Here is a 14,229-nt window from a genome sequence, read left to right as displayed (position 1 = left end):
GGGAAGAAGCAGAAGTCCCGCTCCCGTACGACCCGTCGGCGTAGCGTCGGCTGCACGTGTCCCCCTCACCCCGCTGCCACCGACCCCGACGCGCGGCAGCCTGCCAACCAGTACACCCACCAGGACCGGCGAACCACGTGAGCTCCTCTTCCTCCACCAGGCGCCTGTCGCACCCCCAGGTGCGACAGGGGAACCGTGGCGCTTACCGACTGGTGCGTACCCCGCCGACCCGGCCGACTCCCCCTCACCTGGACGCGCCACAGCGCTCGGTGGTTGACCACGAGGCCGGTCCGCTGCTCGTCCTCGCAGGTCCGGGCACCGGCAAGACCACCACACTCGTGGAGTCCGTCGCGGCCCGGATCGCCCGGGGAGGTGACCCCGCGCGGATCCTCGTGCTGACGTTCAGCCGCAAGGCCGCCGTCGAACTGCGCGACCGCATGGCACTGCGCATCGGCGCCGCCCGCGCACCCCGGGCCACCACCTTCCACTCGTTCTGCTACGCCCTGGTCCGCGCCCACCAGGACAGCGAACTGTTCGTCGAGCCGCTACGGCTGCTGTCCGGCCCCGAACAGGACGTCGCCGTACGCGAACTGCTCGCGGGCCAGCCCGACCTGGAGCGGCTCGGCCTCGCGCACGTGCGCTGGCCGGACGAGCTGCGGGCCTGCCTGACCACCCGCGGCTTCGCCGACGAGGTCCGCGCGGTCCTCGCCCGCAGCCGCGAACTCGGCCTGGACCCCGCGGCCCTGGACGCCTTCGCCCACCGCATCGGCCGCCCCGACTGGCGGGCAGCCGCCGCCTTCCTCGCCGAGTACCTCGACGTGCTCGACCTCCAAGGAGTGCTCGACTACGCGGAACTCGTCCACCGCGCGGTGCTCCTCGCCCACCGCCCCGAGGCCGCCGAACGGCTCGCCGCCCAGTACGACGCCGTGTTCGTGGACGAGTACCAGGACACCGATCCGGCCCAGGTACGACTGCTGCACGCCCTCGTCGGCGGTGGCCGCACCCTGGTGGCCTTCGGCGACCCCGACCAGTCGATCTACACGTTCCGGGGCGCCGACGTGAACGGCATCCTGGACTTCCCGGGCGCCTTCCCGCGCGCGGACGGAAGTCCCGCCCCCGTGGAGGTGCTCCGGACCTCCCGCCGCTCCGGCGCCACCCTGCTGACCGCCACCCGCCTGCTGACACAGCGCATGCCCCTGACCCGGCTCCCGGCCCAGAAGGTGCGCGCCCACCGCGAGCTGTCCCCGGTGCGCGACGGCGGACGCGTCGAGGTGTACACGTACCCGACTCCCGGCACGGAGCTGGACAACATCGCCGACATCCTCCGCAGGGCACACCTGGAGGACGGCATCCCCTGGAACGACATGGCAGTCCTGGTGCGAGCCGGCTCCCGGACGATCCCCACGGTCCGTCGCGCCCTCACGGCGGCAGGCGTCCCCCTGGACATCGACGGCGACGACCTGCCCCTGCGCCACGAGCCGGCGGTGGCGCCCCTCCTGACGGCGCTGCGGGCGGTGGCGGTCGCCGAGGCATCCGGGGGCGCCCCGGCCGAAGCGGACGATTCCGACTCCGACGCATCCGACGAGAGCCCCACGGACACCTCCTGGCTCGACACCGAGACCGCCCTCACCCTGCTCGCCTCCCCCCTCGCCGCCATAGACGCCGCCGACCTGCGCCGCCTGGGCCGCGCGCTGCGCGAGGAGGAGCGAGCCGGGGGCAACCCCGTGCCGCCGCCCTCCGACGAGCTGCTCACGCGGGCGCTCGCCGAGCCGGAGCGGCTGGTCGCGCACGACCCCACGTACGCGCGCGGCGCCCAGCGCCTGGGCGCGCTGCTGCGCAAGGCGCGCGGGCGCCTGGCGGGCGGCGGTACGGCCGAGGAGGCGCTGTGGGATCTCTGGCAGGGCACCCCCTGGCCCGGGCGCCTGGAGCGGGCCACCCTGCGCGGCGGCGCGGCCGGGCGCAACGCGGACCGGGACCTGGACGCCGTGTGCGCGCTGTTCGCGACCGCGGCCCGCGCGGAGGAACGCACTGGGGGCCGGGGCGCCCTCAACTTCCTGGAGGAGATCGACGCCGAGGACATTGCCGCCGACACCCTCACCCGGCGTGCCGTACGCCCCGACGCCGTACGCCTGATGACCGCACACCGCTCCAAGGGCCTGGAGTGGCGCCTGGTCGTCGTGGCCGGTGTCCAGGAGGGCCTCTGGCCGGACCTGCGCCGCCGCGGCTCGCTCCTGGAGGCCGACCGCATCGGCCGCGACGGACTCGCCGAACCGCTCACCCCGGGAGCCCTGCTCGCCGAGGAACGCCGCCTGTTCTACGTCGCCGCGACACGCGCGCGTGAACGCCTAGTCGTCACCGCGGTGAAGGCACCCGCCGACGACGGCGACCAGCCGTCCCGCTTCCTCACCGAACTCGGCATCGAGCCCAAGGACGTCACAGGACGCCCCCGCCGCCCGCTGTCCGTCGCCGCACTGGTCGCCGAGCTGCGTGCCACGACCGTCGACCCGCGCGTGTCCGACACCCTCAGGGAAGCCGCCGCGCGGAGGCTGGCCCGGCTGGCCGCGCTCGCCGACGAGGACGGTCGCCCGCTGGTCCCGTCCGCGCACCCGTACCGCTGGTGGGGCATGTTCGAGCCGACCGAGAGCAAGGTGCCGCTGCGCGACCGCGACCAGCCCGTCGTGCTCTCCGGGAGCGCCCTCGACCAGCTCGCCAACACCTGTGCCCTGCAATGGTTCCTGGGCCGCGAGGTGAAGGCCGACGCCCCCGCGACCGCCGCCCAGGGCTTCGGGAACGTGGTGCACGTCCTCGCCGACGAGGTCGCCTCCGGACGCACACCCGCCGACCTGGCCGTTCTCATGGAACGCCTCGACACCGTGTGGAACGCGCTCGCCTTCGACGCGCCCTGGAAGTCGGCGCAGGAGAAGGACAACGCGCGCGTGGCGCTCGAACGCTTCCTGAAGTGGCACGTCGACTCCAACAGCCTCCGCGCCGGCCGCACCCCGGTCGCCAGCGAGCACGACTTCGACGTCACCCTCGAAGCGGGCGACTACGAAGTGCGCATCCGCGGCTCCATGGACCGCGTCGAGACGGACCACGAAGGGCGCGCCTACGTCGTCGACTTCAAGACCGGCAAACAGACGCCGACCGCACGCGAGGTGGAACGCCACCCCCAGCTCGCCGTCTACCAACTCGCCGTGCAGGAAGGCGCCGTGGACGACGCCTTCGACGGAGTACGCCCCGAACCGGGCGGCGCCGAACTCGTCCAGCTGCGCCAGGGCGCCGCCCAACGGGACGGAGGCGAAACCCTGCCCAAGGTTCAGGCCCAGGAGCCCCTGGAGGGGGAGTGGGCCGGTGAATTGCTGGCCACGGCCGCGGGCAAGGTCCTCGACGAACGGTTCACGCCGAAGACCGGCCAGCATTGCACCCACTGCGCGTTCCGGGCCTCGTGCAGCGCGCGGCCCGAGGGGCGACACGTGGTCGAGTAGCGTGCGTGACACATCGCACCACCCGTGCTGAGCTGCGTTTCTTCTTCCCCTGAGGGCGATTGGTCCTCGACTGTCAGTGGCCGCCGCTAGCCTCTCCGACATGCCCGCCCGTATCACCGATCCCGATCAGCTCAAGGAGCTCCTCGGCATCCCCTTCACCCCGGAGCAGACGGCCTGCATCATCGCGCCGCCCGCCCCGCAGGTGATCGTGGCCGGAGCCGGGTCGGGCAAGACGACGGTGATGGCGGCCCGCGTGGTGTGGCTGGTCGGCACCGGCCAGGTCGCCCCCGAACAGGTCCTCGGCCTGACCTTCACCAACAAGGCCGCCGGTGAACTCGCCGAGCGCGTCCGCAAGGCGCTGATCAGGGCGGGCGTAACCGACCCCGACGTCATCGACCCGGACAACCCCCCGGGCGAGCCGGTGATCTCGACGTACCACGCCTTCGCGGGCCGCCTTCTGACCGACCACGGCCTGCGCATCGGCCTCGAACCCACGTCCCGCCTGCTCGCCGACGCCACCCGCTTCCAGCTCGCCGCGCGCGTACTGCGCGAAGCCCCCGGCCCCTATCCGGCGCTCACCCGCTCCTTCCCGGACCTCGTCAGCGACCTCCTCACCCTTGACGCCGAGCTCTCCGAACACCTCGTACCACCCGAGAGACTGCGCGCGTACGACACCGATCTGCTCCGCGCCCTGGAGGGCGTCAAACTCCGCAACCCCGAGCTCCGCAAGGTCCCCGAGGCGGCTGCCGCCCGCCGTGAACTCACCGAACTGGTGAGCCGCTACCGCACCGCCAAGCGCGAGCGCGACCTGCTCGACTTCGGCGACCAGATCGCCCTGTCCGCGACCCTGGCGCGCACCCGCCCCGAGGTCGGCGAGATCCTGCGCGACGAGTTCCGGGTGGTGCTGCTCGACGAGTACCAGGACACCTCGGTCGCCCAACGCATCCTCCTGGCAGGCCTGTTCGGCTCCGGCACGGGCCACCCGGTGACCGCCGTCGGCGACCCCTGCCAGGCGATCTACGGCTGGCGCGGCGCGTCCGTCGCCAACCTCGACGACTTCCCCGAGCACTTCGCGCACGCCGACGGCCGCCTCGCCGCCCGCCAGTCGCTCAGCGAGAACCGCCGCAGCGGTGGCCGCCTCCTCGACCTCGCCAACGGCCTCGCGGAACCCCTGCGCGCCATGCACGCGGGCGTGGAGGCCCTTCGCCCGGCCCCCGGCGCCGAGCGCGACGGCATGGTCCGCTGCGCGCTGCTGCCCACCCACGCCGAGGAGATCGACTGGCTCGCCGACTCCATCGCCCACCTCGTACGGACCGGGAAGGCACCCGGTGAGATCGCCGTCCTGTGCCGCACGGCCACCGACTTCGCCGAGATCCAGGGCGCCCTGGTGACCCGCGACATCCCGGTCGAGGTCGTCGGGCTCTCCGGGCTGCTGCACCTGCCCGAGGTCGCCGACCTCGTCGCCGTCTGCGAAGTTCTCCAGGACCCCGGTGCCAACGCCTCCCTGGTCCGGCTGCTGACCGGACCCCGCTGGCGCATCGGCCCCCGAGACCTCGCCCTTCTGGGCCGACGCGCCCGACTCCTCGTGGCCCACGCGCGCGTGGGGGCCGACGACGACCCGGACCGCAGGCTCGCCGAGGCCGTCGAGGGGGTCGACCCCTCCGAGGTGATATCGCTCGCCGACGCCCTCGACACGTTCCTGGAGACACCCCTTTACGGCTCCGGCGGCGCCGGGGACGACGACGGGCTGCCCTTCTCTCCGGACGCGCGCGTGCGTTTCGCCCGCCTCGCCACCGAACTGCGCGACCTGCGCCGCTCCCTGTCCGACCCTCTGATGGACGTCCTGCACCGCGTCCTGGCCGTCACCGGCCTGGAGGTCGAACTCGCGGCGTCCCCGCACGCCCTGGCCGCCCGCCGCCGCGAGACCCTGTCGAACTTCCTGGACGTCGCCGCCTCCTTCGCCGCCGGCGACGGTGAGGCGAGCCTGCTCGCCTTCCTCGGCTTCCTGCGCACCGCCGCCCAGTACGAGAAGGGCCTCGACAACGCCCTCCCAGGCGGCGAGAACACCGTCAAGGTCCTCACCGCGCACAAGTCCAAGGGCCTGGAGTGGGACGTCGTGGCCGTCCCCGGCCTGGTCACCGGGACCTTCCCCAGCGGCCAGGGCCGCGAGAAATGGACCGCCCAGGGCAAGGTCCTCCCGCACGCGCTGCGCGGCGACACCGCCACCCTGCCCGACGTCGTCTCCTGGGACTCCAAAGGCATGAAGGCCTTCCACGAGGCCATGAAGGACCACCAGCGCACCGAGGAACTCCGCCTCGGCTACGTCACCTTCACCCGCCCCCGCTCCCTGCTGCTCGGCTCCGGCCACTGGTGGGGTCCCACCCAGAAGAAACGCCGAGGACCGTCCGACTTCCTCCAGGCCCTCTACGACCACTCCGCGGCCGGGTACGGCGAGATCGAGGCCTGGGCGGACGGACCCGAAGAGGGTGAGGAGAACCCCGCCCTGCAGACGGCCACCGTCGACCAGGCCTGGCCACTGCCGTTGGACGACAGGGCGATGGCCCACCGCCACAACGCCGCCAAGATGGTCATGGACCACCTGGAGCGCCTCGCCTCCCACGACGAGAGCCACCCCGCGGCCACTCACGACCCGGACGCGCACGACGACCCGGACTGGCCCCCGCCACTGGAGGACGACGAACCGCTCCACGACGAGCCGCCCTACGAGGAATCCCCTCTCGATGCCGATGACGGCCCACCGGAGGACGACCCCGCTGATTGGGACGCCTGGACCACGGACCGCCCGACCCTCCCGCACCAGGCCACGGCCCCGCACTCTGCCGAACACTCCAGTACGCCAGGGGGCGCACTCCGGGAACCCCGCGGCACCCGCCTCACCCCCGAGGAAGCCCGAGCCATCGCCTCCTGGGACCGTGATCTCGACGCGCTCACCGGTGAACTCCTGCGCGCCCGCCGAGGCGTCACCGAAGTCCCCCTGCCGGCCTCTCTGACCGCCACCCAACTGCTGCACCTTGCCGCCGACCCGGACGGGCTCGCGCAGGAACTCGCGCGCCCCATGCCACGCCCTCCGCAACCCGCCGCACGTCGAGGCACCCGCTTCCACGCCTGGGTGGAATCACGCTTCGAAGAACTGACCCTGCCCATGCTGGAGCCGGAGGAACTGCCCGGCAGCGAAGCCGAGATCGCCGACGAACGAGATCTGGAAGCACTCAAGGACGCCTTCGAACGCACCGAGTACGCCCGGCGCACGCCCTACCGCGTCGAGACCCCCTTCCAGCTCTCGATCGCCGGCCGCGTCGTACGGGGCCGTATCGACGCCGTCTACAAGCAGGGCGACGGCGACGAGGCGACGTACGAGATCCTCGACTGGAAGACCAGCAGCACCCGCACCGCCGACCCGCTCCAGCTCGCGATCTACCGGCTCGCCTGGGCCGAGCGGCAGGGCGTGCCGCTGGAAGCGGTCACGGCCGCGTTCCTGTACGTGCGCGGCGGCGAGGTCGTCCGGCCGGAGGGCCTCCCGGACCGGGCCGCACTGGAGCGGCTGCTGCTGGAGGAGCCGGGCGCGCAGGTGGAATCACCGGGCGCGCGAGGGGAGTAGCCGGCCGCGCAAGCAAACTGTGAGGAACCGCCCACCGAGGATGTCAGTGCGGGCCGATAGGCTCGTGACCATGAGCCACACCGTTGACAGTGCCGTCAGCGCGGTCCGCACGTACATCGAGCAGCACCGCGCAGCCTTCCTCGACGACCTCGCCGAGTGGCTGCGCATCCCGTCCGTGTCGGCGCAGCCCGAGCACGCGCCCGACGTCCGGCGCAGCGCGGACTGGCTCGCCGCCGCACTCCGGGAGACCGGCTTCCCGACCGCCGAGGTCTGGCCGACCCCGGGCGCACCCGCCGTCTTCGCCGAGTGGCCCTCCGACGACCCCGAGGCACCCACGGTCCTCGTCTACGGCCATCACGACGTACAGCCCGCCGCCCGCGAGGACGGCTGGGACAGCGAGCCCTTCGAACCCGTCGTTCGCGGAAACCGCCTCTACGCGCGCGGGGCCGCCGACGACAAGGGCCAGGTGTTCTTCCACACACTCGGCGTCCGAGCCCACCTCGCCGCCACCGGCCGCACCGCCCCGGCCGTGCACCTGAAGCTGCTCGTCGAGGGCGAGGAGGAGTCCGGCAGCCCGCACTTCCGGGCGCTGGTCGAGGAGCGCGCCGACCGGCTCGCCGCCGACGCCGTGATCGTCTCCGACACCGGCATGTGGTCCGAGGACACCCCCACTGTGTGTACCGGCATGCGCGGCCTCGCGGAGTGCGAGATCCGGCTGCAGGGCCCCGACCAGGACATCCACTCCGGCTCCTTCGGCGGCGCCGTGCCCAACCCGGCGACCGCGGTCGCCCGTCTCGTCGCCGCGCTGCACGACGAGCACGCACGCGTGACGGTCCCCGGCTTCTACGACGGCATCGTCGAACTCTCCGAGCAAGAGCGCGAGCTCTTCGCCGAGCTGCCCTTCGACGAGCAGGAGTGGCTGCGCACCGCCAAGTCGTACGCCACCCACGGAGAGGCCGGACACACCACCCTGGAGCGCATCTGGGCCCGCCCCACCGCCGAGGTCAATGGCATCGGCGGTGGGTACCAGGGCCCGGGCAGCAAGACGATCATCCCGTCCTCGGCCACGGTGAAGCTCTCCTTCCGGCTGGTCGCAGGCCAGGACCCCGACCACATCGAGAAGGTCGTCCGTGACTGGGCCGCCCGGCAGGTGCCCGATGGCATCCGCCAGGAGATCGAGTTCAGTGCCGCCACGCGCCCGTGCCTGACCCCTCTGGACCACCCGGCCCTGCAGTCCGTCGTCCGAGCCATGGCCCGCGCCTTCGAGAAACCGGTTCTCTTCACCCGCGAGGGCGGCTCGGGACCGGCCGCCGACCTCCAGGAAGTCCTCGGGGCACCCGTTCTCTTCCTGGGCATCTCCGTCCCCTCCGACGGCTGGCACGCCCCGAACGAGAAGGTCGAACTCGACCTCCTCCTCAAGGGCGTCGAAACCACCGCCCACCTGTGGGGAGACCTCGCCGACACCTGGCGCCACGCGCCCTGACGAACCCGCGCGATCCGGAACGGCAACAAGCGCGAGGCACACTGGAAGAACCGCCCCGCCACCCGTCTCCGCCGGACCCGGTCGCCTCCTGCCGTACGTCCCGCTGAACCGCCCGCCGAAACAATCCGCATTGCCGGGGGAGTTGGAAGCACCCGTGACCACCTGGACCGACCACACAGCCGACCGACCCATCTCGCTCACCGCCCCGAGCGGCATCGACCGAGCCGCCCACCACCGGCTCGACGAGGCCTGGCTCGCCGCGGCGTGGAGCCACCCCACCACCCGTTGCTTCGTGGTCTCCGGCGGCCAGGTCCTCATCGACGAGACGCCCGACGGCAGCACCGAACTCGTGATGACCCCGTCCTTCGAGGCACCCCTCACCGAGGCGCACCGCTACTTCCTGGGCACCGACGAGGACGGCGTCAGCTACTTCGCCCTCCAGAAGGACACGCTGCCCGGCCGTATCGACCAGTCGGCACGGCCCGCGGGCCTGCGTGAGGCGGGTCTGCTGCTGTCTCCCCGGGACGTGGGTCTGATGGTGCACGCGGTCGCCCTGGAGAACTGGCAGCGCCTGCACCGCTTCTGCTCCCGCTGCGGCGAGCGCACGGTGATCGCCGCGGCCGGCCACATCCGCCGCTGCCCGGCCTGCGGCGCCGAGCACTACCCGCGCACCGACCCCGCCGTGATCATGGCCGTCACCGACGAGGAGGACCGCATCCTGCTAGGCCGCCAGGTCCACTGGCCCGAGGGCCGCTTCTCGACGCTCGCCGGCTTCGTGGAGCCCGGCGAGTCCATCGAGCAGTCGGTGCGCCGCGAGGTCTTCGAGGAGGCCGGCATCAGCGTCGGCCACGTCGAGTACGTCGCCAGCCAGCCCTGGCCCTTCCCGTCCAGCCTCATGCTGGGCTTCATGGCCCGCGCCACCTCGACCGACATCAACGTCGACGGCGACGAGATCCACGAGGCCCGCTGGTTCTCCCGCGAGGAACTGCGCGCCGCCTTCGAGTCCGAAGAGGTCCTGCCGCCGTACGGCATCTCGATCGCGGCCCGTCTGATCGAACTCTGGTACGGCAAGCCGCTGCCGACGAGAACCTTCGTCTGAGGCCGACAACAAGGAGCAGGCAAAACAAGGAGCAGGCAACAAGAAGGCGGCCCCTGACGTATCAGGAGCCGCCTTCCGCGGAGCCGCGCGCGCCGACCGCCGATCAGGCGCCGACCTTCTGCTTCACCTGGGCCAGCGAAGGGTTCGTGAGCGTCGAACCGTCCGCGAAGAGCAGAGTCGGAACCGTCTGATTCCCGCCATTCGCCTTCTCGACGAACGCCGCGGAATCCGGGTCCAGCTCGATGTTGACCTCGTTGTACGAGATGCCCTCGCGGTCCATCTGGCTCTTCAGCCGACGGCAGTAACCGCACCAGGTGGTGCTGTACATCGTCACGGTGCCCGACATTCTCTCGCGCTCCTCAACAGCTCAGGGAATAGGTCCTCGCAGTGGACGAAACGTACGCGACGCACCCGCCATTCCCGCCGGGGTATCCCACGGGACGTGACGCCTGCCGCATTAGTACGACTGCGGGTGCCTCCCTGTGGACAACCGGCTCACCCGTCTCCGGCGACCTGGCAGCATGGCCGTGTGACAGCAGCAACGCACTCCCCCCTCTTCCCGCAGGTACCGGACTCGGCCGACGCGGTGCTCGAAGGGCTCGACCCCGAGCAGCGCGAGGTGGCAACCGCCCTGCGCGGCCCGGTGTGCGTGCTGGCGGGCGCCGGCACGGGCAAGACACGGGCCATCACCCACCGCATCGCCTATGGAGTGCGCGCCGGGGTCCTGCAGTCCTCCAGCGTGCTGGCCGTCACCTTCACCAACCGCGCCGCCGGCGAGATGCGTGGCCGACTGCGCCAACTCGGTGCCACGGGAGTGCAGGCACGTACGTTCCACTCCGCCGCCCTGCGTCAGCTCCAGTACTTCTGGCCGAAAGCGATCGGTGGCGGCATGCCCCGGCTCGTCGACCGCAAGATCCAGCTCGTCGCCGACGCGGCGGCGGCCTGCCGCATCCGACTCGACCGCGGCGAACTGCGGGACGTCACCGCCGAGATCGAGTGGTCCAAGGTCACCCAGACCGTCCCCTCCGACTATGCCGCCGCGGCGGCCAAGGCTGGCCGCGACGTCCCCCGCGCCCCCGCCGAGATCGCCCAGCTCTACGCCACCTATGAGGACGTCAAACGCGACCGCGCGGTCATCGACTTCGAGGACGTCCTGCTGCTGACCGTCGCCGTGCTCCAGGACCGGCACGACATCGCCGAACAGGTTCGCTCGCAGTACCAGCACTTCGTGGTCGACGAGTACCAGGACGTCAGCCCGCTCCAGCAGCGTCTCCTGGAGCTCTGGCTCGGTGATCGCGACAATCTGTGCGTCGTCGGCGACGCCAGCCAGACGATCTACTCGTTCACCGGAGCGACCCCCGACCACCTCCTCGACTTCCGCACCCGCCACCCCGGCGCCACCGTCGTCAAGCTGGTCCGCGACTACCGCTCCACACCCCAGGTCGTCCACCTCGCCAACGGCCTGCTCTCCCAGGCCCGCGGCCGGGCCGCCGACCACAGGCTGGAGCTGATCTCGCAGCGCGCCGCGGGTCCCGAGCCCGTCTACGCCGACTACACCGACGAGCCCGCCGAGGCCGAGGGTGCCGCGCGCCGCATCCGTGACCTGATGGCAGCGGGCGTGCCGGCCAGCGAGATCGCGATCCTGTTCCGCACGAACTCCCAGTCCGAGACCTACGAACAGGCCCTCGCCGACGCCGGAGTCCCCTACCAACTGCGCGGTGCCGAGCGGTTCTTCGACCGCCCCGAGGTCCGCAAGGCCGGCGTCGCCCTGCGCGGCGCGGCCCGCTTCGGCGGCAACGACTCCCTCCTCGACGACGTCGTCGACCTGCCCTCCCAGGTCCGTGCCGTCCTCTCCGGCGAGGGCTGGACCACCGAGCCACCGGCCGGCTCCGGAGCCGTCAGAGAGCGCTGGGAGTCCCTGGCCGCCCTGGTCAACCTCGCCCAGGACTTCGCCGCGGCCAGACCGGGAGCCACCCTCGCCGACCTGGTCGCCGAACTCGACGAGAGGGCGAACGCCCAGCACGCCCCGACCGTCCAGGGCGTCACCCTCGCCTCCCTGCACTCGGCCAAGGGCCTGGAGTGGGACGCCGTCTTCCTGGTCGGCGTCGCCGAGGGCATGATGCCGATCAGCTACGCGAAGACCGACGAACAGATCGAGGAGGAGCGCCGCCTCCTGTACGTCGGAGTCACCCGCGCCAGGGAACGGCTCCACGTCTCCTGGGCCCTCGCCCGCTCACCCGGCAGTCGCCCCAACCGCCGCCCCAGCCGCTTCCTGGACGGTCTGCGCCCCGGCTCGACCGGCGGGGCGGGCAGACCCGGCCTGGTCGCCCCCGGCGGCATCGAGCGCGGTTACACGGGCACCGGTCCCCAAGTCGTCCCCCGGCGGGCCCAGCGCACCGTGGCCCGCTGCCGGGTCTGCGGTCGCACGCTCACCGACGCCGGCGAGATGAAACTGATGCGCTGCGAGGACTGCCCGTCCGACATGGACGAGGGCCTCTACGAGCGGTTGCGCGAGTGGCGGGAGGTCCAGGCGCAGCGCAGCGGCCAGCCGGCGTTCTGCGTCTTCACGGACAAGACGCTGATGGCGATCGCCGAGACCGTCCCCGACGACGAGGGCGAACTCGCGCGGATCCCCGGTGTCGGAGTGCGCAAGCTCAACCGGTACGGGGCCGATGTCCTGGCCATCTGCGACGGTCAGGAGCCTGTGGAGGGTGCCGCGGGGGACTGATGAAAACTCGTCGGAAAAATAGTTTGCGCATGCCCCAGCGATCCCCATAGGTTCTAAGCCACGGGAACAGAAGGCCTTCTCGGAGGCCCTGATTCCGTGATGTACTTGCATATCCGAAGGATCGGGCTCACCCCCGGTCCCCCGAGACGCCGAGAGGAGGCGATTCCAGTGATCAGCATCAACACCAGCTCCGCCAGCATCGTGAAAATGACCGATCCCTCGGTCGTCTCCCTGTGCATGCTCGGCGTTTCGAACCTGGGCACCGGTCTGTCCGGCATTTCTGCCGCCCGTCCGGCGTCCGCCCTGTCTCTCGCGGTTCTTCCCATCCGTGAGCGCAATGAGCGACCGACCAAGGCACTGGAAGCAGTAGGAGCACAGGCGCAGGCCTATGCCTTTGCGCCCGGTGCCGGAAGCCGGAAGCAGACGACGCAGCACCACCAGATGTGGGCCTTCCGTGGGCCAGAACCCTGGAGTGATCCAGCCTGATTGATCAGGCCGGCGCCTTCAGGGCCGCGGAACCCCATCCGGGATCCGCGGCCCTTCTGTTTGTCCCCGAACGGGGATGACGGAGCGAAGGGGCCTCGGGACAAGAAAAGAACCCGGTACCAAGCCGACACCCGGCCCAACAGGGCCGGACCGACCAGACGAGGAAGAACAACCGTGCAACTCGAAGCGCACGCCCCGTCCGTACCGCCTTCCGAAACGATCCCCCCGCCCGGCCTCACGGAGGACTCCACCTTGACTCCGCTCACTGCGCTCACCGCGCTCGACGACGCCATCGAGAACCTCGGCGTGCCCGTCCCCTGCCGTTCCTACGACCCGGAGGTCTTCTTCGCCGAGTCGCCGGCCGATGTCGAGTACGCCAAGTCCCTCTGCCGCACCTGCCCGCTGATCGAGGCCTGCCTCGCCGGCGCCAAGGAGCGGCGTGAGCCCTGGGGCGTCTGGGGTGGCGAGCTCTTCGTCCAGGGTGTCGTCGTGGCCCGCAAGCGGCCGCGTGGCCGTCCGCGCAAGAACCCGGTCACGGCATGAACACCACCCTCGGAACGATCGACCGCCCCCTCACGCACGACCCCAAGAAGCAGGCCCCGATGAAGCCGTCCACTCCCAGCGAGCCCGCGGGCTCCGCGATCCCAGACTTCACCACTCCGGGTGCGACCGAGTCGCGCCAGAACAGGACCCGAGAGATGCAACTCATTCCAGAAGCCCTGGCCCGTGCGCATATGCACGAGCGCCTGCAGGAGGCCGAGCGGGAACGGCAGGTCACGCGCCTGCTGGCCGCTCGCCGGATGCAGCGCAGGGCCGAGCGTGCCTCGATGCGCGCCCGCCGTGCGCTCGCCATGGCCGTCATGCAGTAGCCGATCACACCTGAAGCGGTGGCCTTCCCAGCCCGGGAGGCGAATGCTCCCCGCGGGGGCCGGTCCGTCCGAACGGACCGGCCCCCGCGGTGCGTTCTGTCCCGATCCCCGGCCGCGGCGATATCGTCGCCGCGTGACGAGTCGTCCCGGAGGCAGTGACACCAGCGCCTCCACCGCGGAGCCCCAGCCCGTTGTGTGCGCCCGCTGCGGCACCCGGTCAGAAGGCCCGCAACCCACCTGGACCTGCTCCGTGGAGAACGGGACCCGGCACTACTTCTGTGACACCTGTGCCAGGGAGAACCTCAGGGCGATCGAGGGACGGTTGGATTCCGACTGGTGGTAGGCCGCACTCACGCCCGCCCTCGCCCCGTTACCTTTCTCGTGGCCCCGCAATGGGGTGCCTGGCCCCCGGGTCCGGTATGGCTGTGTGCCCCCTGTCGAAGGCGATGACCTGGGGGGT

General features: G+C 71.6%; 10 protein-coding genes. 9 read left to right on the top strand and 1 reads right to left on the bottom strand.

Translation table 11 applies throughout. The features are described from left to right. Positions 1 to 137: 137 nt before the first annotated feature. The 4 genes from AB0I51_RS15410 to nudC all read left to right on the top strand — a co-directional run bounded on the left by AB0I51_RS15410 (position 138) and on the right by nudC (position 9,686). A complete protein-coding gene (locus tag AB0I51_RS15410; protein ID WP_362975196.1) occupies positions 138 to 3,485 on the top strand; it encodes an ATP-dependent DNA helicase in 3,348 nt (1,115 codons plus the stop codon). 100 nt (positions 3,486 to 3,585) lie between these two features. Then, positions 3,586 to 7,104: an ATP-dependent DNA helicase gene (locus tag AB0I51_RS15405; protein ID WP_362975194.1), complete on the top strand. Its 3,519-nt coding sequence runs from the start codon at positions 3,586 to 3,588 to the stop codon at positions 7,102 to 7,104. Between the two features lie 70 nt (positions 7,105 to 7,174). Next, on the top strand, positions 7,175 to 8,587 hold the full coding sequence (locus AB0I51_RS15400; RefSeq protein ID WP_362975192.1) for a dipeptidase: 1,413 nt from the start codon (positions 7,175 to 7,177) through the stop codon (positions 8,585 to 8,587). A gap of 154 nt (positions 8,588 to 8,741) precedes the next feature. Beyond that, entirely contained in the window at positions 8,742 to 9,686 is a 945-nt protein-coding gene (gene nudC / locus AB0I51_RS15395) for an NAD(+) diphosphatase (RefSeq protein ID WP_362975190.1), read from the top strand. Between the two features lie 103 nt (positions 9,687 to 9,789). Here the strand turns inward: nudC and AB0I51_RS15390 are convergent, their stop codons facing one another. Continuing rightward, positions 9,790 to 10,032, bottom strand: coding sequence for a mycoredoxin (locus tag AB0I51_RS15390; RefSeq protein WP_362975188.1), 243 nt, complete (start codon positions 10,030 to 10,032; stop codon positions 9,790 to 9,792). 183 nt (positions 10,033 to 10,215) lie between these two features. On the opposite strand from AB0I51_RS15390, the gene AB0I51_RS15385 reads away from it, so the two are divergent. From AB0I51_RS15385 to AB0I51_RS15365, 5 genes are all read left to right on the top strand, one after another. After that, complete coding sequence (locus tag AB0I51_RS15385; protein WP_362975186.1) at positions 10,216 to 12,414, top strand: ATP-dependent DNA helicase UvrD2; 2,199 nt, start codon at positions 10,216 to 10,218, stop codon at positions 12,412 to 12,414. A gap of 168 nt (positions 12,415 to 12,582) precedes the next feature. Then, positions 12,583 to 12,900, top strand: coding sequence for a hypothetical protein (locus tag AB0I51_RS15380; protein WP_200715742.1), 318 nt, complete (start codon positions 12,583 to 12,585; stop codon positions 12,898 to 12,900). Positions 12,901 to 13,074: 174 nt separating this feature from the next. Next, entirely contained in the window at positions 13,075 to 13,443 is a 369-nt protein-coding gene (locus tag AB0I51_RS15375; RefSeq protein ID WP_019072119.1) for a WhiB family transcriptional regulator, read from the top strand. Next, positions 13,440 to 13,769: a hypothetical protein gene (locus AB0I51_RS15370; protein WP_019072120.1), complete on the top strand. Its 330-nt coding sequence runs from the start codon at positions 13,440 to 13,442 to the stop codon at positions 13,767 to 13,769. The genes AB0I51_RS15375 and AB0I51_RS15370 overlap by 4 nt, the downstream gene beginning before the upstream one ends. Positions 13,770 to 13,902: 133 nt before the next feature. Continuing rightward, complete coding sequence (locus tag AB0I51_RS15365) at positions 13,903 to 14,112, top strand: hypothetical protein (RefSeq protein ID WP_362975183.1); 210 nt, start codon at positions 13,903 to 13,905, stop codon at positions 14,110 to 14,112. Positions 14,113 to 14,229 lie beyond the last annotated feature (117 nt).

It is taken from the genome of Streptomyces sp. NPDC050549, from assembly GCF_040655035.1.
GTDB lineage: Bacteria > Actinomycetota > Actinomycetes > Streptomycetales > Streptomycetaceae > Streptomyces.
The sequence above is the reverse complement of the archived record's forward strand: the minus strand, read 5'-3'. Positions and strand labels throughout refer to the sequence as shown.